A 24,971-nucleotide genomic window follows, 5' to 3' on the forward strand; every position below is an offset into this window, starting at 1 on the left:
TAATGTCAAAAAATCGCACCCTAAAAGGCATCATAGCAGTCCTTTCAATCATATTAATACTTTCGGGTATTTTTTCAAATTATACCAATATTCGTAATTGGTACGACAAACGAAAAGCATGAAAAAACTATTAACATTCCTCAAAAAAAATTGGAAAACTACGGTTTTAGCTTGGATAATTGGTTTAGCTCTTCTGATTTTAGGGTTCGTAAAATCAAATGACGAACTAATGATATACGGTATCACTACCATCATATCAGGTACATTTTCGCCAGACCCTCAAACGGTTTTAACCGCTATAAAATCACTCAAAAAATGAAAAAGGTACTCATTTCAATAGCAGCACTTTCATTATTATTTTCAACAATATCCTACTATTTCTTTAACTTTTACAAACCACAACAGCAAAAGTTAAACCGTAAAGGAATAGTAATAAAAGAGTAGAACCGATGGCAACAATAACAAAACTTCCTATCATCAACGAAACGGTTTATACCAAAACCGAATCAGATAAAATCCTAGAAAGAGTAAATTCCCTTAAAACACGTTTCAACACAATCGTTTTGAAATGTGCCAAACTAACGGGCTTATCTGACTACACTTGGTTGATTTACTCAATCATGTACCGTGAGAATGCAGATGGAAACGCCAATTTCGTAAAATCCACAGGAGCAACGGGAATCATGCAAATAACGCCAGACACCGCCAGTGATGCACTTATTCGAGAGAATCAGAAAAACAGAATCACAGCCGAAGAAAGAGTATTTCTAACGGAAAAATTAGGAGCAACAAAACTAAACGCAATCTTAAAAAGAAAGCAATTAGGCACACCGATTTTGTTTACAACAAATCAATTAAAAGACCCTGAACTAAACCTTTATCTTGCTTGCTTGTACTTGTCTCAGTTGGTTGATAAGTACACCGAAAACGGAGTATTAAGGCTTGAAAAAGTAATAACAGGCTATTTACGCTACTATTCAAACCCAAGCGGAACAACAGCCACAGAAGTAATTGCTTGGATTCAAAAACAAAATTGGTCATCCGCTTCCAAAACAGAAAATATCGCTTATATAAAAGCGGTAGGAGGTAGAAACGGAATAGCCCACACAATCGCATGAGAAAATCAAAATACGTTAGTCCTTATGATTCAAAAGGAAATACATCATTTTCAGAACGTACACAACGGTCAGGGGTGTACGTTATTCGTTTTCAAGGTCAAATAATTTACGTGGGTATGTCAAAAACCAACGTTTATAAAACCTTATACAGACATTTTCAAGTATGGAATGATTTCCGTGAAGAATCACGAGAAACCAAAAACCAACACGCCCGCAGGTACAACAGAATTACTTACCAAGAAGCCCGAAGAAACAATTTTAAAGGCTACACAATCAGAGTAATATTAGCAACTGAAAAACAAACTATTGAACTCGAAAAAATGCTTATCCGTAAGCATAAACCAATAGACAACGCAGAGAAATACGCCAAATACGCACCAACCTCTTACAGTCAAGAAGTAATTGATATTTTCGGTTCTATTACAGAAGAGCCACCATTTTAATTTGAACAATGTGAATACTCGATACTAAAAATCATGATACAAATCTTAACGCCCACCAACAAACAGCCCTTCCAGCGTAATAATAATAACCTTGCTACTATCGAAGTAACAGGCAAAACAGACAATACAGGAACGCTTAAAATTACCGCCAATCCAACCAAAGGCGGCACATTTTTGCAACTAGAAACGCAAATAGTAGAAGGAACTTTCGCCCAAAAAATTACCCTCCAAGCAGGTTATTACTATTTAGAAACGGAAGCAAACAGCGAGAAAAAAGGCGTTTTTTGTGCAGTAGGTGAGGTTTTTATGATAATTGGTCATTCTTTTACGGAAGATTACGGAACAATTGCAAGCGATGACGAACGTATCATAATGCCTGATTCTCTTTTTCACCCGATGTGGGAAAAAGCACCGTATGAAAATTCAGGATTCATTTCGATGAAAGATTTTTCGCTTCAAAATGTGAAAACTTTTGAACATGAATATCAGGTACTTTCTACCATCAAACAAGGTATTTGGGGCAAATTAGGAAACGAACTTATCAAAAAGTTTGATGTACCAATCTGTTTTCTAAATGCAGGTTTTGGCGGCTCAAACCTTGAACATTGGTACAAAGCAATGTACAGCATCCCTTTTGAACATCCTTTCATCCAGTATTCAAAAGGAATGCCATATTCCAAGGCAAAGAACATCTTGAATACCATTGTTCCAAAAACAGGTATTCGTGCAGTAATTTGCATCCACGGAGACAACGACAACGCACATCCAGACAAAGACTTAATCGCAAATTATTATCAAAAAATAATCTCAAAATTCCGTACAGATTCAGGCATTGCAAACCTCCCTTTTGTACTATCACTTTCAGCCACCAATTTACCCGCATGGCAAGGATTGGTTGATGGTGCATTATTAGCACTCAAAACCATACCATACACCACCCAAGGCGCAGAGATTTACAAATTCCCTGATTCATTAAGAATTGAAGACAAACTTCATTTAAACCCTTTTGGCGAAACAGAAACAGCCAGACAATTAGCCGAAATAATCGGAACAAAAGAGTTCCTAATAAAAAACCCTCCTTTTACAGTCAATGTTTTGGATCCACCAACGCAAAAAAATACGATGCTCGAGTACTTAAAAACAGCTATCATATTTTTATCCGTTGCTTCAGCGATATTTTTCACCATAAAAAATTACAAAAAATGGATTTCATAATTAGTAAACTAACTTTTTTGAAGGATTTTTCAACAAAAAAAGTATCTGTACCCATGTGGCTTTTACTCTTTTTAATATCATCTTTATCAAGTATTGCATTCCTCGAGTATCAGAGAATAAAAGATGAACAACAGCGAAAAGGAGAATTAACCATTATCAATCAAGTACTCAAACAAAAAGATTTAGAAATTTCAAACATTCAAACCCAAAAGAAAATTTTATATGATTCCCTTCAAAAAAACACTATCCAACTTAACCAGCTTCAAAAAAACATTGACGCTACTTTTCGCAATATTGACAATATGCCAATTAACGAACAAATCGAATTGTTACGCTCAAAACGCCCCGAAGCCTTTACCAACACTCAATAATTTAACCTACAAAATGTGGTTAAAAGATATTGCTGAGAAAGATTCTCTATCACAAGAAAACTTGTTACTCAAAACACGAGTACAAATCTTTGAAATAATTGTAAAAGCAAACGAAGATGAACTTCAAAGGACAAACCAAAAGTTTGATTTTATACTAAAGACAAACCAAAATCAAGACTTCATACTTAGAAGACAAAAACGGCTAAAATGGATATTCCTCATCACAAGTTCAGCCCTAGCAACTTTCACAACATACCAATATGTGAAACGCCTGGACTAAAAACCCGCTAATTTGTCAGTAAATATGTGAACGTGCTGAGCAATAAAACATTAATTTTTGATTAAATATGTGAATGTCCGGCGTAAAAAAAATATGTGAATGTACCAGGTACACACAACGGCAACTATTCACACCAAACAAAAAATCCCGTAATCATTACGGGCTTTTTTTGTTTGTGACAACTTTCATAAAAACATTTGTCACAAAAAAACCGCTTAAATACACATTTTAAGCGGTTTTTTGACAACATGACAGCATGACAACCATTTTTCAAGATTTAAAAACAATGTCACTTAAAGAATCATTTTCACGTTCAGAGTTCTGCCCGAAATAATTTTCTGTGATTGAAATATTTGAATGTCCTAACGCTTTTGAAATTGCCCAAATATCATTCTTCGTTTTTTGGCGTGCTATTTCTGCAAATGAATGCCTAGCCACGTGCGTAGAAATACGCTTATTAATGTTAGCCAAAACAGCCAATTTTTTGAGATTATTATTAACCTGAGAGGTTTTTGATTCAATATCTTTTCTAAATAAAAGATGGCTATCCCATTGTTTCAATTTCAGGTATGGAAAAATATAATCTGTAATACTTTTTCTTCTTTCCTTATAGTATTCAAGTATCAAAATTGCTTCAATTGGCAGCTTAACAGCGTGCTTTTTGCCTGTTTTGTTAGCCAAAAATTCAAGTCGATTATCTTTCAAATGTACCCATTTCATCAACAACATATCCGCAATCCTAGTCCCATAAGCATAAAATTGAAGCAAGAAAATATTACGAGCGTGAAAAAGCTGAGAATCTTTCTCAAGTTCCAATCCCTCCAGTACCTTAATTTCTTCGATGGTTAGCTGAGAACGATTAGACTTTACTTTATTAATTTTCATAGCCAACCAAGGATTTTTTGATGGTTCAAAAACCTCTCTTCGTGCAGCTTCATAGTAAATCGTTCTAATCGTAGTAAGGTTCTTATGAATTGTATTCTTATTATTTCCTTTTTCTTCAAAAAGCCATCTTTCATAATTAATCAAAAAAGAACGGCTAATATCCAAAAAATCAAGGTCGTTTTGGTATTCTTTCAATTTTGCCAACACAGAATAATAAACACGTTGAGAACCAGAATTTTGCATCTCTTTCACAATCTTTTCCGCAAACTCAAAAAAATTACCACCCGTTACTTCATTCTTCAGATTTTTTTGAATCGTAACAATTGATTGCTTATTGTTTGAAACCTTAGAAATAATATCCTGAGAAAATCCCTCTGATACCTTTTTTCTAATCAAGGTATTAATCATTTCAGCATCCTTATTACTCTTTCTTACTTCCCGTTTATCAGCGTTCCAGTCCTCTTTTTTCACCGAAACACCCAAACACACACGCTTATATTTTCCGTTGGCGTAAATCCTGATATAAATAGTGAATAAGCCGTTTTTGTCCGCTCGTGGGTTCAACTCAGGAGTAAAAGTCACTTTTGCCATTTTGTCAAATTGTATGTAACATACATTTTAAAGATTTACAGACATTTTTCAGAAATCAAAAACGCCCAATACGTTGCGTACAGGGCGTTTTATTAAAAAGTAATTGTAACAGGGTGGAGACTATGGGATTCGAACCCATGACCTCTACGCTGCCAGCGTAGCGCTCTAGCCAACTGAGCTAAGCCCCCAAGAATACTCACAAAAGTATCCAATATGAATTAGTATGCAAAATTGAGGTACTAATTTCTTAAAAATTATATCTTACTCCCAAACCACCTTGAGGATGTGTGTAAAAAAAAGCAGGTACGAGTTCAATGTAAAGTCCTAATTCCCCAAAAACTGATAAAGGTGAATCTGGTACTCCATACTCTAGTCCAGCTTGTCCAATGCCACCAATTCCAGTGTTGGGTGTTTGTTTACTATCTAAAATATATGAACGAGAAGTAATCTGCCCACCAAAACCATAATAACATCTTAGAGGAGAATTGCCCAATTGCTGATGCCAAAGATAAATTCCACTAAAAGAAATCCCTGCTCCATCAAAATTGCCATCTCTATAAGGGCTTCTTAATCCCCATAATGCTCCGTAAACGCCTACATTAAGTTCTAATGCGTTTTTGTCATTATTGAGATAATGGCGAATTGTTAAGCCAGAAGGGTCACCAAGTTTTGCACCAACAGCCCAAGTTTTGTATTGTGAAAAACCTGAAAAACTTAACAATACTAGAGAACATATAAAAGCAATTTTTTTCATAAGAAATAAGATTATGATTTGTAAGCTTTCAGTAGATTCATCAAATGAGTGTTTTCTTCTGTCGTACCAATCGAAATTCTTAACGAATTATCACAAAGTTTTACTTTTGAGCGGTCACGCACGATAGTTTTTTGCTCAATTAAGTAATCGAAAACTGCTTTAGCATCTTGAAATTTCACTAATAAGAAATTGGCATCCGATGGAAAAATATTTTCGACGATAGATAATTCAGATAACTCTTCTGCTAATAGCTTACGGTTATTATTTAGCGTATTAACGGAATTTACTACGAAATCAGTATTCGAAATGTTTTCAATTAACAGTTTTTGTGTCAATCCGTTAATGTTGTATGGATATTTAATCTTATTCAAAAGTTTGATTAATTCCTCATTTGCAAACGCCATTCCTAATCTTAAAGCGGCTAAACCCCAAGCTTTTGAGAACGTTTGAAGTACCATTACGTTTGGAAAATTATCTAATTCAGGAATGAAAGATGGTTCATCAGAAAAATCATTGTAAGCTTCATCAATAATTACCAAACCATGCTCAAAATTGTCGATAATGGTTAAAATTGCTTCACGATTGATAATATTTCCTGTTGGATTGTTCGGTGAACAGATAAAAATCAATTTTGTTTTTGGGTTGATGGCTTCAATAATGGCATCAACATCCAATTGATAATCTTCAGTCAAATCAATTTTTTGAACTTGAACATTATTCACCGAAGCACTTACTTCATACATTCCGTAAGTTGGCGGAAGGATAATAATATTATCTTCTTTAGGCTCACAAGTCAATCTGATAATCAAATCAATTGGTTCATCAGAACCATTTCCTAAGAAAATTTGCGTTGGGCGACAACCTTTTATGGGTGCAATTTTCTCTTTGATTGCAGCTTGATATGGGTCTGGGTATCTGTTCCAATTTTCTGGCGTAGCCGAACCAATTGGGTTTTCGTTAGCATCTAAAAAAACACCTTCTTTACCAGTATATTCATCACGAGCAGAAGAGTAAGGAGCAAGACTAAGGATATGTTTACGAACGATACTTTGTAAGTTGAAAGTCATAATTTTAATAATTTACATTCTAATTTTCACTGCATTAGCATGAGCATCTAAAGACTCCGCTTCTGCCATTTCAATAATTGTTTTTCCGAGGTTTTGAATGCCTTCTTTGGTAATATGCTGAACTGTTATTTTCTTCACAAAGCTATCTAAGCTTACGCCAGAATAAGCCCTTGCATAACCATTTGTGGGCAAAGTATGGTTTGTACCAGAAGCATAATCTCCAGCAGATTCAGGCGTATAATTACCCAAGAAAATTGAACCTGCTTGATAAATTTTTTCTGATACTTCTTCCGCATTTTCAATTGATAAAATCAAGTGTTCAGCTGCATAATCATTCAAAAGTGCTAAAGCTATTTCCTGATTTTCTACCAAAATTGCCTGACTATTTTCAAGTGCTTTTGAAGCAAAATCTGCTCTTGGCAAAACGGCTAATTGTTTTGTAAGCTCTTCGTTTACTGCTTCAATTATTTTTTCAGAAGTTGAAACCAATAATACTTGTGAATCAACACCATGTTCTGCTTGTGATAATAAATCTGCCGCCACAAAAGCTGGATTAGCAGAATCATCTGCATAAACGGCTACTTCCGAAGGACCCGCAGGCATATCAATCGCTATTCCTTCTTTATTTACCAACATTTTGGCAGCAGTAACGTACTGATTGCCAGGGCCAAAAATTTTATATACTTGTGGCACCGTTTCTGTACCATAAGCCATCGCTGCGATAGCTTGAGCTCCGCCAATTCTGTAAATTTTGGTGATTCCACAAAGCGAAGCTGCATACAGAATTGCTGGATGGTTTGATGGTGTACACAAAACAATTTCTCTACAACCTGCAATTTGTGCAGGAATTCCTAACATCAGTACCGTTGAAAATAATGGTGCTGTGCCACCCGGAATATATACCCCAACTTTATCAATTCCGACAGTCTTGCGCCAGCAAGTAACACCCGACATCGTTTCAATTTTTTCAGGAGTACTCTTTTGAGCCTCATGAAATTTATGAATGTTCCTGTAAGCTTGATGAATCGCTTGCTTCAAATCTTCAGAAAGCAATGATGCTGCCTTTTCAATTTCTGTAGAAGGCATCTCTATTGATTCTAAATGTACTTTATCGAAGCTCAAAGCAAAATCACGAAGGGCGATATCGCCTTCTGTTTTTACTCTGTACAAGATGGGTGCTACACGTTGTTCAATCACAGCAATATCCTGTGTAGGGCGTGTTAATAAGGCTTTATAATCGGATTGTTTGGGATATTTTATAATTTTCATGGAAACTAATAAATCATTTTTTCAATCGGCATTACTAAAATACCTTCAGCACCTGCTTCACGTAGTTTTTCGATATTTTGCCAAAAGTCATTTTCGTTAATTACTGAACTCATCGCCGACCAGCCTTCTTGTGCCAAAGGAATCACAGATGGTGATTGCATACCTGGCAATAATTTACTGATGGCTTGTATATTTTCATTTTTGGTATTCAACACAACATACTTGTTATTTTTTGCTCTTTGAACAGCATCAATTCTAAACAAAATCTGATTAAGAATATCTTGTTTTTCAGCAGACATAGTCGGGCAACCAATCATAATCGCTTCCGAACGGAAAATTACTTCTACTTCTTTCAGACCATTGCTCAATAAAGTACCGCCAGAAGAAACAATATCGCAAACAGCATGAGCCAAACCAATACTTGGTGCAATTTCTACTGAACCAGAAATTTCATGAATATGAGAAGTAACGCCATTATCTTTTAGATAATTTCCTAAAATAATTGGATATGAAGTAGCAATGTCTTTTCCTTCTAAATCTTCAATGCCATTGTAAACCTCGCTTCTAGGAATAGCAATTGATAAACGGCATTTTGAGAAGCCTAACAATTTCACTTCTGAAACGTTTTTGTTACTTTCCACATGAACATTTTGTCCGACAATACCAATATCCGCAACGCCATCTTCTACATAGCCTGGGATATCATCGTCTCTAAGAAACAAAAATTCTGCTGGGAAGTTTGAAGAAGTTGCTTTTAACTTTCCTGCTCCATTATCAAACTTGATTCCGCATTCCTTAAAAAGATTGAGGGAATCTTCACTTAAGCGTCCAGATTTCTGAACGGCAATTCTTAAATTTTGAGTCACTTGTCAGTTATTTATTAGTCCACAATACTAACATTTCCTAAAAATGATTAATTACGATTGTTTTTGTCTATTTAGGTAAAAGCTAGCGGACTGCAAAATTACGCAATCCAATTTAGGTTTTGACGGCTTTTGTGTAAATTGTCAAGAAATCATTGATATTTCTTAATCAACAAATTCAAATATGAAAAAACTTTTCTTGTGGCTACTTCTAATACCTGTTTGTAGTTATGCCCAAAAAACTGAATCTCCTTATCCATTTTCAGTCGCTCAAGACAGCGCTTACATCCGTGAAAATTATCAGAAAATGGAATTTATGGTTCAAATGCGTGACGGAATCAAGCTTTTTACGCAAGTTTACGCTCCAAAAGACCAAAGTAAAAAGTATCCTATTTTGATGCAAAGAACGCCATATACTTGCTCGCCGTACGGAACGGATAAGTATAAAAAGCGAATTGGTCCAAATCCTTTTATGTTGAGAAGTAATTACATCGTAGTTTACCAAGATGTAAGAGGAAGATGGGCTTCAGAAGGAAAATTTGTAGAAATGACGCCTCATCTTGATATAAAGAAAGCCAAAACGGATATTGACGAATCTACAGATACTTATGACACCATTGATTGGCTGACAAAAAACATTAGTAACAATAATGGTAAAGTTGGTCAATGGGGAATTTCGTATCCCGGCTTTTTTACCTCTGCTGGAGCTGTTTCAGAACATCCAGCTTTGAAGGCTTCTTCACCACAAGCACCGATGGCTGACCTTTGGAGAGATGATGCTTTTCATAATGGAGCATTTATGATTGCAGCCAATTTTGGTTTTTATAATTTCTTTCAGGAGCAAACAAAACCAACAATTACTCGTCCACCTGCATATTTTCAAAATAACAATCCTGATGGTTATGATTTTTACTTGAATGAAGTAAAAACAACCAAAAATTCAGAAGACGGTTTTTATAAAGGTAGAAACGTTTATTATCATGACAATTTTGATCATCCAAGTTATGATGAACATTGGAAGAAAAGAAATATTCTGCCACACTTAAAAGGTATTAAACATGCAGTAATGGTAGTTGGAGGCTGGTACGACGAACAAGATTTATACGGAACGTTCAATACTTATAAAGCCATTGAAAAACAGAATCCAAACATCAAAAATATTTTTGTAGTTGGTCCTTGGGTTCATGGAGGTTGGGCTGGTTCTTCTGGACAAATGCTTGCTGATGTAGATTTTGGTTCAAAAGTATCACCATATTATCAAGAAAATATTGAGGCTAAATTTTTTCATCATTACTTGATTGATGATTCTAAACCGCTTGATTTACCCGAAGCAACACTTTTTGAAACAGGAACAAATAAATGGCGTTCGTTTGATACTTATCCAGCAAAAGGCACTCAAGAGAAAAATTTATATTTTCATTCAAATGGCAAATTATCGTTTACTGCACCAACAAACGAAAAATCATTCTCTGATTATGTTTCAGACCCAAATCGACCTGTTCCTTTTTCTTCTAAAATCAATGATGGGTTTTCGGCGGATTATATGGTAGAAGACCAGCGTTTTGCTTATGCTCGCCCTGATGTTCTGTCATTTTCAACGGATGTTTTAGAGAAAGACATCACACTTTCTGGAGAAATAAAAGCGATGTTGAAAGTGGCTACTTCTGGAACCGATGCCGATTGGATTGTGAAAGTAATCGATGTTTATCCAGCTGATGCTCCAGAACATCCTAAAAGACCTGAAGTAGTTTATGGAAATTATCAGCAATTAGTACGTTCCGAAATTTTTAGAGGAAAATATCGTGAAGATATTTCAAAGCCCAAACCGTTTGTGCCTAATCAAGTAACAAGTGTCAATGTAGAATTACAAGATGTTTTGCACACCTTTAAAAAAGGTCATAAAATTATGGTGCAAATTCAAAGTTCTTGCTTTCCATTTGCTGATAGAAATCCGCAAAAATTTATGGATATTTTTAAAGCTGAAGAAAAGGATTATCAAAAAGCTACTCAGAAAGTTTTCCATCAAAAATCAGCAGCAAGTTATTTAAAAGTGGGAATTTTAGAGTAATTTTTAAAAATTGACATAAGTATAAACACTTAAAGTAAAAAGCCGTAGTATTCCTGAAATACTACGACTTTTTATTGATAAGGGCTAGAAACAAAAAAAGCAGACTTACAAAGACTGCTTTTTTGAATTACACTTCATCAACAAACTAAAAACCAAATAAAACTACTTGATATCTTGTAGTCAATCTGATAATTTGAGAATAAAGGTAATAATAAAATTGTGCTTTGACAAAAATTTATCCTCAAAATATATCAAATAATTGGCTGTAGGAGAAGGATTCGAACCTCCACGGTGTGATTAGGTAAAGTACAAAGTCTGGTGGTCAACCCCAGTCCATCTTGCGATGGGCATTACACTTACTTTATTTCATGTTCACCACCCCCGAGACAGGAGGGTACGTCTGCCAAATTTCATCACCCTACAGTGTGGTTGTCTTCGTTTCTTTTAACTTGACAATGCAAAGTTAGTGCACCTTTTATTATTTTGCAAATTTTACATAAAAAAAACTTAAAATTTACATTATATTCAATTGTGAAGCAGATTTATTTAAAATTTGCTAATAATTTCTTTTCAAAAGTATTGTTTTTTGTAAAATTTTAAATTTTATTTGAGTTTAAATACTTATATTATGGAAAAGAATGTCGAAATCGACGAAACTGATTTGAAAATTTTAGGACTTTTGATGCAAGATGCCACCATGCCTTACACAGAAATTGGTAAAAAAATCAATGTTTCGGGCGGAACCGTTCATGTAAGAATGGGTAAAATGGAGCAGGCTGGCATTGTTAAAGGTTCACAATTGGTAATAGACCACACTAAATTAGGTTGGGATATTGCAGCTTTTTTGGGTATCTATTTAGATAAAAGTTCACTCTATGCCGAAGTTGCTGAACAACTTATCAAGATTCCAGAAGTTGTAAGTATCAATTATACGACAGGTATTTATTCAATTTTTGCTAAAATTGTTTGTCGTGATACTGTTCATTTAAGAGAAGTACTTCACGATAAAATTCAAAAAGTACAGGGCATTCAAAGAACGGAAACATTTATTTCTTTAGAAGAAAGTATCAATCGTTCTGTGCCTTTTGGCTATAAAGGGTAATATTTTTAGCCCTTTCTGGGTAGCCTTTTTAGAAAAAATCTAAACAGGCGAACTATTCTTCGTTTTTTTGGCTTATTTTTGTAGGATAATTACTACCTAAAGCAATGGCAAAAGAAGAAATTGATATATTAGAGGAAGTTACCTCCTCGGAGTACAAATATGGTTTTCAAAGTCACTTCGAAACTGACGAAGTGCCTGCAGGTTTGAGTGAAGACGTAATCAGATTGATTTCAACAAAGAAAAACGAACCAGAATGGATGCTTGATTTAAGACTAAGTGCTTACCGTACTTGGTTAACAATGGAAGAACCAAAATGGTCTAACGTTCATTACAAGCCAGTTGACTATCAATCAGTTAAATATTATTCTGCTCCAAAACAAGCAAAGGTTTTGGAATCATTAGATGATATTGATCCAGAATTACGTGCTACTTTTGAGAAATTAGGTATTTCATTAAATGAGCAAAAACGTTTATCAAATGTTGCCGTTGATGCCGTTATCGACTCTGTTTCGGTAGCAACTACTTTTAAGGCAGATTTAGCGAAAAGAGGAATCATCTTCTGTTCGATGTCGGAAGCAATTCAAGATCATCCTGAATTAATCAAAAAATATTTAGGTTCAGTTGTACCAGTAAAAGATAATTTCTTTTCTGCATTAAATGCTGCTGTATTTACTGATGGTTCTTTCTGTTATATTCCAAAAGGTGTTCGTTGCCCAATGGAACTTTCAACATACTTCCGCATCAATGCCGCTGGAACTGGACAGTTCGAACGTACTTTAATTGTTGCCGATGAGGGTTCTTATGTTAGTTATTTAGAAGGTTGTACAGCTCCTCAGCGTGATGAAAATCAATTACACGCCGCAGTAGTTGAAATTGTTGCTCATGAAAATGCAGAAGTGAAATATTCAACTGTACAAAACTGGTATCCGGGCGATAAAGAAGGAAAAGGTGGAATTTATAACTTCGTTACAAAACGTGGTATTTGCGAGGGTGCAAATTCTAAAATATCGTGGACACAAGTAGAAACAGGTTCGGCGATTACGTGGAAATATCCTTCAGTAATTTTAAAAGGAGATAATTCTATCGGTGAATTCTATTCAGTAGCTGTTACTAATAATATGCAACAAGCCGATACTGGTACTAAAATGATTCATATCGGTAAAAATACTAAATCAAGAATTGTTTCTAAAGGTATTTCAGCTGGTAAATCTCATAATTCATACCGTGGACTAGTAGAAGTAATGAAACGTGCTGATAATGCTCGTAACTTCTCGCAATGTGATTCTTTATTAATGGGCGACCGTTGTGGAGCGCATACTTTTCCATACATTGAAGTAAAAAATAAAACGGCTACTGTAGAACACGAAGCGACAACTTCTAAAATTGGTGAAGATCAATTGTTCTATTGTAACCAACGTGGTATTTCTACTGAAGCAGCTGTAGCCTTAATCGTAAACGGTTATGCCAAAGAAGTATTAAATCAATTACCAATGGAATTTGCAGTAGAAGCTCAAAAATTGCTTGCTGTATCGCTAGAAGGCTCGGTTGGTTAAAGAACACAAATTTCGAGATTACATAAAAAATGCTTTTGGTTGAACCAAAAGCATTTTTTATTTTCCAATAGTAAAGTTTACAAAACTGATTAGTATTCAAGTTCTGGATCTACATCTACCGCTTTGGGATTCAATCCATATTTATTCTCAAAAGGCTCTCCTTCTGTAACCAAAAGTACGATTAACCAAATTACTCCTACAAAGGGTATAAAAGAAACAAAGAAGAACCAACCACTTTTTCCAACATCATGTAATCGTCTGACTAAAACAGCTAAAGTAGGTATAAGTATTGCTAGCTGGTAGATTAGGTAAATTAGATAGATTACGATAAAAATAACTCCTCCACCTGAGAAACCGACAGCCAAAGCAAACAAGGCCACTATAACTGAAATAATAAAATTATAAAGTTGAAAATACCAGTATTCACTTCGTCTGGCTCTTCCGCTAAATGTAGCATAGTTTTGTAAAACTTGTAAAAAGTAATTCATTTGTATGAGTTTTATTTTTTTCTCTACTCGTTAGGCTTTTCGATTACGCCCCATTTTATACTGGTTTCTGGTCTCCATAGTTAAAAAAGCAAATGAGGTAATGGTAATATAGTATTAAAGTTTAATTAACAATTATAATTCTTTGAAAAATCGGGGAGTCTTCGAGAAAAAAACATTAAAAGTAAGAATCAAAAATTTACAGGAATAGGCTTTTGTTTCAGAGATGTCTAATAAAGTCATTGAAGAGTAGTTGTTAAGTGTAAAAAATGAATATGATATTTTGTTATTTCAAACATAACAAAATGATTTTAGAATGGCAAAATATTTGTTTGAAACTTATTATATGGTAAGATAGCAAGGGGAAGTTCTATCTTTAAAACACTACAATCAGGGTAGTAATTATTAGCTTATGTACTCATTTTGGCTATCTTTGTTAAGTATCAACATTCATCAATAATCCTTCTTATTTATATGAAACTATTCTTGTTAAGTATTTTCCATGTCCTTACTTTATCAAAAACACCCGATTCTCTTGACAATAAAGCTAAACAAGTACAATTTCAAAAATATGTTGAAGGCTTAGCCAATACTACTTTTATGGCTAATGGGATGGTGGGAGTAAGTATTAAATCGGTAACAACGAATAAAGTTTTGGTCAGTTATAATGCACAAAAAAGCCTAGCTCCTGCTTCAACGTTAAAATTGATTTCTTCTGCAACGGCATTATCAACTTTAGGAGAAAATTATACTTATACAACTCAATTAAATTATAGCGGGCAAATTGCTGATTCGGTATTGACTGGAGATATTATCATCAAAGGTTCAGGCGACCCTTCGCTAGGTTCTTGGCGTATCCAAAACCAAATGGATTATAAAACTTTATTTGAAACTTGGACGCAAAGAATTAGGGCTTTGGGTATCAAGGAAATTAAAGGAAGAGTATTTGCGGATGCTAGTCTTTTCGAAGAAAATGTTTTACCTGATACTTGGATTTGGACAGACATGGGAAACTATTACGGTGCTGGTGCTTATGGTTTAAATATTCATGAGAATTTGTATTATGCAGTTTTCAAACCTTTACAATATTTGGGTGAAGCTACTTTGGTAAAAACCATTCCAGACCTCCCCTATTATCAAAAAATCAATAAAGTATTAACTGACAAACCTAGAACAGGCGACCAAGTAAATATTTACAGTACTCCTTATCAAGATATTTTGCTGATGCAAGGTTTTGTGCCTGCGGGAGAAACTTTTTCGGTGAAAGGTTCTATTCCAGATCCTGCTTTATTTGCGGCTTCTTCTTTGCAAAAGAAATTAGAAGAAATTGGCATCAAAGTACAACATAGTCCGCTGTCGTCTTTGGAAATAAGTAAAAAGAAAGTGGTTTATCAAACACCTTTACAAACCATGAATATTGCTGTATATACTTCACCTCCGCTTGCAGAACTTGCAAAAGCTTGTAATTACCACAGTATAAACCTTTATGCTGAAGCTTTTCTGAAAACATTTTCGGTGATTTCATCTTTTGGAAATTCTACTAAAGATGCTATTAAAGGCTTGAAACAAATTTGGCAAAGTAAAGGGGTTAATCTAACGGGGTTTAACATCAAAGATGGTAGCGGACTTTCACCTTCGAATAGTATTACGGCGGATAATATGACGGATATTTTAAGAACAATGTACTCCGAAAAGTCATTCAAAGCATTTTATGAATCAATACCTGTAGTCGGTGAATCTGGCACGGTGGCACATTTGGGAAAGAAATCAAAAGCGGTTGGGAATGTCAGAGCAAAAAGTGGTTCTATTGAAGGCGTTAGAGCTTATGCTGGATACTTTACCGCTAAAAATGGAGAATTGATGTGTTTCTCATTCATGCTGAACAAATACAATTCAGATTTCGGTTCAGCGACAAAAGAACTAGAAAAATTGATGACGATGATGGTGGAATTGTGATTGAGTGAATAAAGTAAAGAAATTAAATTTCTAGTATTAGATTTAATAAAAAATCCGTTATCAACTAATTGCAAGTCCGACCGGATAACAATTAACAGATAACGGATTTTAAAATAATATACCTAATCTAGTTTCAAAACAGCCATAAATGCTTCTTGAGGAATTTCTACGTTTCCAACTTGACGCATTCTTTTCTTCCCTTTTTTCTGTTTCTCTAATAATTTTCTTTTACGAGAAATATCACCACCATAACATTTTGCGGTTACGTCTTTTCTCAAAGCTTTTACAGTTTCACGAGCAATGATTTTTTGTCCGATTGCCGCTTGAATGGCGATGTCAAATTGTTGTCTTGGTAACAATTCACGTAATTTTTCGCAAAGACGTTTTCCCCATTCATAAGCTTTGTCACGGTGAACGATTGCCGAAAGTGCATCTACTTTTTCACCATTCAACATCACATCCAATTTCACCATTTCGCCTTCTTCGTAGCCTTTGTACTCGTAATCTAAAGACGCATATCCACGAGAAATCGTTTTTAATTTATCGAAGAAGTCGAATACAACTTCTGAAAGTGGTAAATCAAATTGTAATTCAACACGGTCGGAAGTAAGATAAATTTGGTTTGAAAGTACACCACGTTTATCTAAACACAATTTCATGATACCACCTACATAATCAGATTTCGTAATGATTTGTGCTTTGATAATTGGTTCTTCAACGTGGTCAATCAAGTTGGGTTCTGGTAATTCTGAAGGAGCAGAAACCCAAAGTTCATCACCATTTGTTAATTTAACATTGAATTTCACAGAAGGAACTGTTGTAATTACCGTCATGTTAAATTCACGTTCCAAACGCTCTTGAACGATTTCCATGTGTAGCATTCCTAAGAAACCACAACGAAAACCAAAACCTAATGCCATTGACGTTTCAGGTTCCCAAACAAGTGAAGCATCATTTAATTGAAGCTTACCCATTGCATCACGCAAGTCTTCAAATTCAGTCGTTTCAACTGGATAAATCCCTGCAAAAACCATTGGTTTTACTTCTTCAAAACCATGAATAGATTCTTTACAAGGACGGTCACGGTGAGTAATCGTATCACCTACTTTTACTTCTTTTGCTTCTTTGATACCCGAAATCAAATAACCAACGTCGCCTGCTTTGATAGATTGCTTCGGTTCTTTTTCCAAACGCAAAGTACCAATTTCATCGGCAAAGTATTCTTTGCCTGTGGCAATGAATTTTACTTTATCTCCTTTTTTGATTTCTCCATTGAATACTCTAAACATTACTTCGATACCACGGTATGAATTAAATTCAGAGTCAAAAATTAAAGCTTGTAATTCAGCGGTAGGGTCGCCTTTCGGAGCAGGGATTCTTTCAACAACGGCAATCAAAATATCTTCGATACCGATTCCTTCTTTACCAGAAGCATGAATGATAGAATCACGTTCACAACCTAATAAATCTACAATTTGGTCTTTTACTTCCTCAGGCATTGCACCCGGAAGGTCAATTTTATTTAATACAGGAATAATTTCTAAGTCATGCCCCAAAGCCAAGAAAAGGTTTGAGATAGTTTGTGCTTCAATTCCTTGAGCTGCATCTACAATCAACAAAGCACCTTCACAAGCAGCAATTGAGCGTGAAACTTCATAAGAAAAATCCACGTGACCTGGCGTATCAATCAAATTGAATACATATTCTTCTCCTTTGTAAGGGAAATTCATCTGTATTGCATGCGATTTGATAGTGATACCACGTTCACGCTCCAAGTCCATGTCGTCCAATAATTGAGCTTGCATATCCCGTTTTTGAACAGTATTTGTAAATTCAATTAATCGGTCTGCGAGCGTACTCTTTCCGTGGTCAATGTGGGCAATAATACAAAAGTTACGTATGTTTTTCACGTTATTTATTTTACGGTATTGATTTATTTCAAGTTGCTGTATAACTTACCAGCTCTAATACAGGATTTACTTATACTTCTTACAAAATTACGTCCTTAACTTTGAAAAAGATAATAAGTAATTAGAAAAGAGATAAGAATAAAGGTCGATATGACTATATTTTTATCTAAACTAAACAAAATTCATTTAAACTTCATTACCGCCATGAAATTAACCCCTGAAGTTTACCCCATCGTTGAGTACCTGAGCAAATTCGTGGTACTTTCTGAAAGGGAGGTAAAATCATTCGTTAGTAAGTTACAATACAAAACCTGCAAGAAAGGAGATATTCTGCTAAAAGAAGGTGATGTTTGTAATGAAATTTATTTTATTTTACAAGGAACGCTGAGAGCTTATACCAAAGTAGATGGAGAACAAAACAGAACCTTCAATTTCGCCTTTGATGGAACTATCTTCACTGAACAAGTAAGTTTTGCTTCTCAACAACCTTCTACTGATTATTTAGATGCTCTTGAAGATTGTAAGTTATTGTACATCACACACGAGCGTTTACAATGGCTTTTCGACAAATTTCACGGTTGGGAAAGAGCAGGGAGACTTATTAATCAATTTTATTTTTGTGAAGAAAGAAATAGAGTACGTTCTTTTATGCTCGATGACGCCACATTGCGCTACCAGAAATTACTGATTGAATTTCCTGCAGTTGAAAAGAAGATTCCTCAACATATTATTGCTTCCTACCTCAACATTACGCCACAATCGTTGAGTAGATTAAAGAAAGGACTTTAGAATTATGAGTTATGAATGATGAATTATGAATGAGTACTTTACAAAGGGTAAAACAATTGTATAAAACTATTTAATTGCTTGTCACTCAATTAAAATTTGACGATTTTAAAGCTCTTTCCTGTACTAATTCATAATTCAAAACTCATAATTACGAAATTATCCATTGCATCATCAGTCCCGTCAAGTAACCACAATAAGTACCGAGTGCGTAGCCCATAATAGCTAATAATACTCCTACTGAAGCCAAAGATGGGTTAAAAGCTGCTGCTACTACCGAGGCAGAAGCTGCTCCACCAACATTTGCTTGCGAGCCTACTGCTGTAAAAAAGTAGGGAGCTTTAGTAAGATATGCCGCTATCAAGGTAAAAGAAGCATGAAATAACATCCAAATAATGCCCACTAAAAAAAGCTGAGGCTTTTCTAAAGCGGCAAAAATGTCCATTTTCATCCCAATGGTTGCGATAAGAATAAATAGGAATATTGTCCCAAATTTTGATGCTCCAACATCTTCAATTTGCTTTGCTTTTGTCTGAGATAAGATTAATCCAAAGATTGTCACTAGAGAAATCACCCAAAAAGAAGATGATGTAAGACTAAATTTCTTGAGATTCGGAAAATTGTTTTCGATAAATGGCACAAGTATATCTGAACAAGCATGAGCGATAGCTGTTGCTCCAAAACCAATAAATAGAATCTTTGAAATGTCTTCTACGCTTGGATTTCGTGCATTTTCTTTGGCTCTTTTTTCAATTTTCAATAGTACTTCATCTACAGCACTACTATCTGCTCGAAAGAATTTATCAATTTTTGTGGCGTGTCCAACGCCATACAGTAATAAAGCCAACCAAAGTTCTGCCGTAAGTACGTCAACGGCTATTGCCTGAGAAAAAATCTCTGCTGAGGGATTAAAAACTTCTCGTAAAGCCGTCTGATTGGCACTTCCTCCAATCCAACTTCCTGCGATAGTTGCCAAACCTCGCCAAGTTTCTCCCGAAACTGTTGCTGGACTAATCATTTTAACTATCCAAAGGGATGCTGGCCCGCCAACCATTACACCCAAGGTTCCTGCTAAAAAAACAATGATAGCTTTTCCACCTAATTGTTTCAACGCCTGAAAATCGATATTAATGGTAAAGTACAAAAGACAAGCTGGCAACAAGTATTTTGAGGCTACATCATATAATTTAGAATTTTCGCCATCTACAATATGAAAGGCATTTAATAAACCGGGAACGAAATAACAAACCAGAATACTCGGGAAAAAAGTATAGAAACGTTTCCAAAAACGATGCTCTAATGAAGAAGTATAAAAGGTAAAATAAATAATACCAAGCAGTATTCCGAAGATAACGGCGTCGTTTGTAATAAATGTTTGTTGCATGATGAGGGATTATGATAAACAAATTTACGGGCTTTTTGTAATTTGCAAGAGTGTTAGGGAGACTTTAGGACAAAAGACTTTAAGATTAAGGATTTTTTGATGATGACTTTAGGAAAAAGGACTTTTGGATTAAAGATTCAATGAAATCTATTGAACAATCTTATAAAAGACACAGAGAAAACGAAGAATACACAGAGTTACGCAGAGAAAAAATAGTTGCACACTCTGTGAAACTCATTATAACTCTGTTAAACTCTGTGTAATAAAAAATTTCTGTAAAAGAAGATTTTATTAAAAACATAATAAAAATAGAAACACTAATAACTTTCATTAAATCAGAGAAATAACATAATATTGACCTATATTTTTTCTTACTATTACAAAAATAAAAATCCGAAATCAGACATCTGAAATCCGAAATCAAAAAAATGCAAAGCCCGAAATTTAAAATATATTCTTCTTCTGCTGGTTCTGGAAAAACCTATACTTTGGCAAAAGAGTACATCAAATTAGCCCTTAAAACTACTTCGCCTTATTATTTCAATCATATTTTGGCAGTGACTTTTACCAATAAAGCCGCTGGTGAAATGAAAGAGAGAATCTTGAAATACTTGCATCAATTTGCTTCTGATGATTTACAAGACCGCAAAGAATCGGAAGGACTTTTAGCACAAATTTTAAAAGAATTACAAGAAGAAGGCATTGAAATAGATGAAGAAGAATTGCGTACAAGAGCGTCTAAGACTTTTAAACATATCATTCATGAGTATGCCAATTTCTCTGTTTCTACAATAGATTCATTTGTTCAGAAAATCGTGTCGGCTTTTACGGAAGATTTAGACTTTCCTTTCAATTTTGAAGTAAATCTTGATGCGGAAGTACTCTTAGATGCGGCTGTTGAGCAATTATTGCAAAAAGTAAATACAGAACATTTCGAGCAAATTACTTTAGCCATCAAAAGTTTTGCGATGGAAAAGGCAGATGAAGGAAAATCATGGAATGGTTTGGCTGGAGAACTAGCTGGTTTCGGAAAAAACCTTTTGTATGACCAACATCAAAAGGCGATTGACAATATTGCGAATTTAGAAGCGGAGGATTTCCTACAAATAGAAAAACAAACAAAGGCTTATTGCGAGTATTTAGAAACTAAAATTAAAACTATCTCACAAGTCGCTTTAGAAAGTATAGATTCGGCTGGAGTAACGATTGGCGATTTCTTCCAAAGTCGTTCGGGTGTAGGAGCTTATTTCCATAAATTACAAAATGATGTATTTTCCTCGCCAAATTCTTATGTGATGAAAGCCGTAGAAGAAAATCAATGGTATTCTAAAACACAAAAAGGAGGAATTAAGGCAGCAATTGATAGTATTGCGGATGAGTTAAGTATTTATTTGACTAATATTTTTTCAATTCAAGAAACTGAAAAATCAAAATATATACTCTTCAAAGAGATTCTTAAACAGACCAAGAAATTAGCTTTGCTTAGTCAGTTAAAAAAGGAAATTGCCGCCATTCAAAATGAAACGGGACAAATTCATATTTCAGAATTTAACCGTAAAATTTTTGAGATTGTAATGAAAGAACCCATTCCATTTGTGTATGAGCGTTTGGGCGAAAAATATAATCACATTCTGATTGACGAATTTCAAGATACTTCTACGCTACAATGGCATAATTTCTTGCCTTTGGTAGAAAACGCTTTAGCAAACGGACATTTCAATTTGGCAGTGGGCGATGCCAAACAATCTATTTATCGTTTCAGAGGTGGCGAAATGGAATTGATTGTGCATTTGCATAAAAACAATTTGGAAAGATTGGTTGAAGGTAACGAAGAAAATGATTTCTTAGAAGAAAGATACGCTAGCATTCGTCCATACTTAAAGCCTGAAAACCTAAGTACCAATTACAGAAGTACGAAAGAAGTAATCAATTTTAATAACAATTTATTTGGCTTTATCAAAGCATCGCCTGAGAACGAAAGCATTGCTCCTACCCTACCTTTTGTTTATGATGAATTCTTTGCTCAAGAATTACCAGAAAAACCCAAAGAAGGCGGTCATGTAGAAATAGATTTTTTACAAGGAGAAGTAGAAGATGAAATCATGTTCGAGCGTATCTTGGCAATTATTGAAGAAGTACGTGAAGCAGGTTATCATTATGCAGACATTGCCATTTTATGTAGAAAAAATAAGCATGGACGCATCATTGCGAATGCTTTAAAAGAAAAAAATATCGACGTTGTTTCTTCGGATTCTCTAAATTTAAGTGCTTCGGATGCGGTTAATTTGGTGATTTCTTTAATGAAAGTCGTGCAAAATCCAGAAAATACTTTGTCGAAGTACGAAGCTATTTATTTATTTTACAGAGTAGTTTTACATAGAATCCCCGATACACAAGATAATCATTTTATCAAAGAAGCCATCGAGTCTGGCGATATTGCTTTGTTTTATGAATTGATAGAAGACGAAGGCTATGCTTTAGCATCTTTTGATTTACAGCAAATGGCTTTGTATGAAATTGCCGAAAAGATTATTAATACTTTCTTTCTTTTTGAACATCACAAAGAATTAGATTTTCTCTTTCGATTTTTGGATGTTATTCTTGAGTTTCAGACCAAAAAGAGTACACATCTTACCGATTTCTTACAATTTTGGGAAGCTAAAAAAGAAACACTTTCAATCTCTACGCCCGAAGGACAAGAAGCCGTAAACGTAATGAGTATTCACAAATCAAAAGGTTTGGAATTTCCTGTGGTAATAATTCCTTATTGTCACTGGACGACAGATACAGGATTAAGAACAGAAATTTGGGCAAATTTACCGATAGAAGACGAGCTAATCATTGCCAGTCAATCCTCAGAAAAAGCAGATAAAATTTTACAAAATGCTCCTTTAAAAGTAGCAAAAGCCTTAGAACAAACTGCCGTAGTAAAACAATACAAAGAGGAAAAAGAAAAGACTTTTTTAGAAAGTTTGAATATGCTTTATGTGGGGCTTACTCGCCCGACAGATAGATTGTATTTAATTGTAAAGAAAAATATCAAAGATTTTAACAAAACCGTTGGTAATCAATTGTATCAATTTATCAATTGTCCGCCGATTGAAGAAGACGAAAACCATTTTGAAATCATTTATCAAGGCGAAGCCAAAAAACAAAAGGATAAAAAAGAAAAAGTAAAGGATTTAATAGAAATCAGTGCTATTACCAGTTTTGAAAGAAGCAATAAAGTAAAACTCAGACAAAGTGCTGAACGCCTTTTTGATTTAAAAACCTTTGAGAAAAGTAAAGATTATGGTAATAAAGTCCATGCAGCTTTTGCCAAGATTAAGACTTATGAGGATACAGATTATGCTTTACAAGAGATTTTAAGAGAAGGTTTGATAACAGCCACAGAAGTAGCAGGATTAAAGCATACTTTAGAAAATATTATGAGCTTGCCGGCCATTAAACCACTTTTTGAAGTAGCAGAAGAAGCCATTAAAAACGAAAGAGAAATTCTGATGCCCAAAGGAAAACCACTACGTCCGGATAGAGTAGTCAGACTCAAAGATAAAATCGTGATTTTGGATTATAAAACAGGTTCAAAATCAGATTCGCACAAAACACAAGTGCGACAATACATGAATATTTACAGAGAGATGGGTCACGCCAAAGTAGAAGGTATTTTGGTGTATTTAGAAGAAAAAGCAAAAGATGAGCAAGTGGTGGAGGTGGATTGATGGGATGGTTGGGATCCTAAGTATTTTGTGTTTTAGTATCATAAAATCATAATAAAGTTAGTCGAAAGGTTTTTTGCATTGAAGTTTCCAATAATTAGGGTAAAAATTAAATAAAAAATTGTAGCATGAGTCATCCAGAATTTCAAAATCATTAAAAAGCTGTCAAAACTAGTTTTTTTGACAGCTTTTTAATGATTGATAGGTAATGAATTCCTACTGTTTGAGCGAAGCGAGTTTAGGAATTCTTGAATTTCTTTTGTTACTTTTCTTGTTTCAAGACAAGAAAAGTAAGGACTGTACAATAATAAATATAAAAACTTTTCAAATTGTACTAAGCCTTGCTATTCTAAGAAAAAATTGGAATGACACATATTTTTATTAGTCATCAACTCCTTCAAAAGATTATTATCCTATGATATTTTGAACAAAAATAAGGTTTTTTGTAAAAACCTTACCGTATAATAAGTTTTTTAACTTTTTATTTGGCAATTATAATCCTATTAACTAAGTTTGACTCAACAATCAACAAACGAATTATCTTATTCATTTACTGATATTTACTAAAACAAATAAGATAATTTTAAACAATAGGTGGCACCTTAAACTCCACAAATTACAATCGACTAACAAGTACCAATAGTCATAAAAATTCAATTATAAACAAGAAACAGTAGCTGACAGTCGAGAAACAGAGAATTACAATCAAGAAACAGTAGCTGACAGTCAAGAAACAGAGAATTACAATCAAGAAACAGTAGCTGACAGTCAAGAAACAGAGAATTACAATCAAGAAACAGTAGCTGACAGTTGAGAAACAGAGAATTACAATCAAGAAACAGTAGCTGACAGTTGAGAAACAGAGAATTACAATCAAGAAACAGTAGCTGACAGTTGAGAAACAGAGAATTACAACCAAGAAACAGTAGCTGACAGTTGAGAAACAAGTAATGACAATTGAGAAAAAGGCAACTACAATTAAGAAATAGATAATTGCAGTTAAGAAAGACGCAACTGTTATTTAGAAACACATAACTGAGGTGGTTCAAAAAAACGGCACACTTTTTTGCATAAAAAATGCGGAAAATGGAATTAAAGAAACCCAAGAAATCACACGCACATTACGAGCCTGATTTTAAAGAGGAAATACTGAGA

General features: G+C 34.5%; 20 protein-coding genes and 1 tRNA gene. 12 read left to right on the top strand and 9 right to left on the bottom strand.

Annotation, left to right across the window (positions count from 1 at the left end):
- Positions 1–118: 118 nt before the first annotated feature.
- The 6 genes from VB776_RS16400 to VB776_RS16425 all read left to right on the top strand — a co-directional run bounded on the left by VB776_RS16400 (position 119) and on the right by VB776_RS16425 (position 3,427).
- Positions 119–319 (top strand): hypothetical protein, encoded by a 201-nt coding sequence (locus tag VB776_RS16400; protein WP_323697915.1) that lies wholly within the window; start codon positions 119–121, stop codon positions 317–319.
- Between the two features lie 130 nt (positions 320–449).
- Positions 450–1,118, top strand: coding sequence for a lysozyme family protein (locus VB776_RS16405; protein ID WP_323697917.1), 669 nt, complete (start codon positions 450–452; stop codon positions 1,116–1,118).
- Positions 1,115–1,561, top strand: a complete 447-nt coding sequence (locus VB776_RS16410; protein WP_323697919.1) for a hypothetical protein — start codon at positions 1,115–1,117, stop codon at positions 1,559–1,561. The genes VB776_RS16405 and VB776_RS16410 overlap by 4 nt, the downstream gene beginning before the upstream one ends.
- 33 nt (positions 1,562–1,594) lie before the next feature.
- Positions 1,595–2,776: a sialate O-acetylesterase gene (locus VB776_RS16415; protein WP_323697921.1), complete on the top strand. Its 1,182-nt coding sequence runs from the start codon at positions 1,595–1,597 to the stop codon at positions 2,774–2,776.
- Positions 2,764–3,147 carry a hypothetical protein gene (locus VB776_RS16420; RefSeq protein WP_323697923.1) on the top strand — a complete coding sequence of 128 codons (384 nt, stop codon included), beginning with the start codon at positions 2,764–2,766 and terminating at the stop codon, positions 3,145–3,147. The genes VB776_RS16415 and VB776_RS16420 overlap by 13 nt, the downstream gene beginning before the upstream one ends.
- Positions 3,148–3,160: 13 nt before the next feature.
- Positions 3,161–3,427, top strand: a complete 267-nt coding sequence (locus VB776_RS16425) for a hypothetical protein (protein WP_323697925.1) — start codon at positions 3,161–3,163, stop codon at positions 3,425–3,427.
- A gap of 270 nt (positions 3,428–3,697) precedes the next feature.
- On the opposite strand, the gene VB776_RS16430 is transcribed toward VB776_RS16425, so the two are convergent.
- From VB776_RS16430 to hisG, 6 genes are all read right to left on the bottom strand, one after another.
- Positions 3,698–4,903, bottom strand: coding sequence for a site-specific integrase (locus VB776_RS16430; protein WP_323697927.1), 1,206 nt, complete (start codon positions 4,901–4,903; stop codon positions 3,698–3,700).
- A gap of 114 nt (positions 4,904–5,017) precedes the next feature.
- Positions 5,018–5,091 (bottom strand) — tRNA-Ala (locus VB776_RS16435).
- Between the two features lie 59 nt (positions 5,092–5,150).
- Positions 5,151–5,657, bottom strand: a complete 507-nt coding sequence (locus VB776_RS16440; RefSeq protein WP_323697929.1) for a hypothetical protein — start codon at positions 5,655–5,657, stop codon at positions 5,151–5,153.
- 11 nt (positions 5,658–5,668) lie between these two features.
- Positions 5,669–6,724 carry a histidinol-phosphate transaminase gene (gene hisC / locus VB776_RS16445; RefSeq protein ID WP_323697931.1) on the bottom strand — a complete coding sequence of 352 codons (1,056 nt, stop codon included), beginning with the start codon at positions 6,722–6,724 and terminating at the stop codon, positions 5,669–5,671.
- A 12-nt stretch (positions 6,725–6,736) separates the two neighbouring features.
- Positions 6,737–7,993 carry a histidinol dehydrogenase gene (hisD, locus tag VB776_RS16450; protein ID WP_323697932.1) on the bottom strand — a complete coding sequence of 419 codons (1,257 nt, stop codon included), beginning with the start codon at positions 7,991–7,993 and terminating at the stop codon, positions 6,737–6,739.
- Between the two features lie 5 nt (positions 7,994–7,998).
- The gene (gene hisG / locus VB776_RS16455; RefSeq protein ID WP_323697933.1) at positions 7,999–8,859 is read right to left on the bottom strand and encodes an ATP phosphoribosyltransferase; all 861 of its coding nucleotides are present in this window, start codon (positions 8,857–8,859) and stop codon (positions 7,999–8,001) included.
- 181 nt (positions 8,860–9,040) lie between these two features.
- Here hisG and VB776_RS16460 point away from each other — a divergent pair, with 181 nt between their 5' ends.
- The 3 genes from VB776_RS16460 (at position 9,041) to sufB (ending at position 13,579) form a co-directional block, all read left to right on the top strand.
- Positions 9,041–10,924, top strand: coding sequence for a CocE/NonD family hydrolase (locus VB776_RS16460; protein ID WP_323697934.1), 1,884 nt, complete (start codon positions 9,041–9,043; stop codon positions 10,922–10,924).
- 628 nt (positions 10,925–11,552) lie between these two features.
- Entirely contained in the window at positions 11,553–12,026 is a 474-nt protein-coding gene (locus VB776_RS16465) for an Lrp/AsnC ligand binding domain-containing protein (protein ID WP_323260828.1), read from the top strand.
- Between the two features lie 104 nt (positions 12,027–12,130).
- A complete protein-coding gene (sufB, locus tag VB776_RS16470) occupies positions 12,131–13,579 on the top strand; it encodes a Fe-S cluster assembly protein SufB (RefSeq protein ID WP_323697935.1) in 1,449 nt (482 codons plus the stop codon).
- An 89-nt stretch (positions 13,580–13,668) separates the two neighbouring features.
- On the opposite strand, the gene VB776_RS16475 is transcribed toward sufB, so the two are convergent.
- Positions 13,669–14,067: a DUF805 domain-containing protein gene (locus VB776_RS16475; protein WP_323697936.1), complete on the bottom strand. Its 399-nt coding sequence runs from the start codon at positions 14,065–14,067 to the stop codon at positions 13,669–13,671.
- Between the two features lie 471 nt (positions 14,068–14,538).
- Between VB776_RS16475 and dacB the strand changes: the two genes are divergently transcribed.
- Entirely contained in the window at positions 14,539–16,020 is a 1,482-nt protein-coding gene (gene dacB / locus VB776_RS16480; protein ID WP_323697937.1) for a D-alanyl-D-alanine carboxypeptidase/D-alanyl-D-alanine endopeptidase, read from the top strand.
- A gap of 122 nt (positions 16,021–16,142) precedes the next feature.
- Here the strand turns inward: dacB and lepA are convergent, their stop codons facing one another.
- On the bottom strand, positions 16,143–17,930 hold the full coding sequence (gene lepA, locus VB776_RS16485) for a translation elongation factor 4 (RefSeq protein ID WP_323697938.1): 1,788 nt from the start codon (positions 17,928–17,930) through the stop codon (positions 16,143–16,145).
- Between the two features lie 204 nt (positions 17,931–18,134).
- Between lepA and VB776_RS16490 the strand changes: the two genes are divergently transcribed.
- Entirely contained in the window at positions 18,135–18,719 is a 585-nt protein-coding gene (locus VB776_RS16490) for a Crp/Fnr family transcriptional regulator (RefSeq protein ID WP_323260834.1), read from the top strand.
- A gap of 148 nt (positions 18,720–18,867) precedes the next feature.
- Here the strand turns inward: VB776_RS16490 and VB776_RS16495 are convergent, their stop codons facing one another.
- Positions 18,868–20,100 carry a DUF819 family protein gene (locus tag VB776_RS16495; protein ID WP_323697939.1) on the bottom strand — a complete coding sequence of 411 codons (1,233 nt, stop codon included), beginning with the start codon at positions 20,098–20,100 and terminating at the stop codon, positions 18,868–18,870.
- A gap of 428 nt (positions 20,101–20,528) precedes the next feature.
- Between VB776_RS16495 and VB776_RS16500 the strand changes: the two genes are divergently transcribed.
- Positions 20,529–23,819, top strand: coding sequence for a UvrD-helicase domain-containing protein (locus VB776_RS16500; protein WP_323697940.1), 3,291 nt, complete (start codon positions 20,529–20,531; stop codon positions 23,817–23,819).
- Positions 23,820–24,971: the final 1,152 nt, after the last annotated feature.

Source organism: Arcicella gelida, from assembly GCF_034931025.1.
GTDB lineage: Bacteria > Bacteroidota > Bacteroidia > Cytophagales > Spirosomataceae > Arcicella > Arcicella gelida.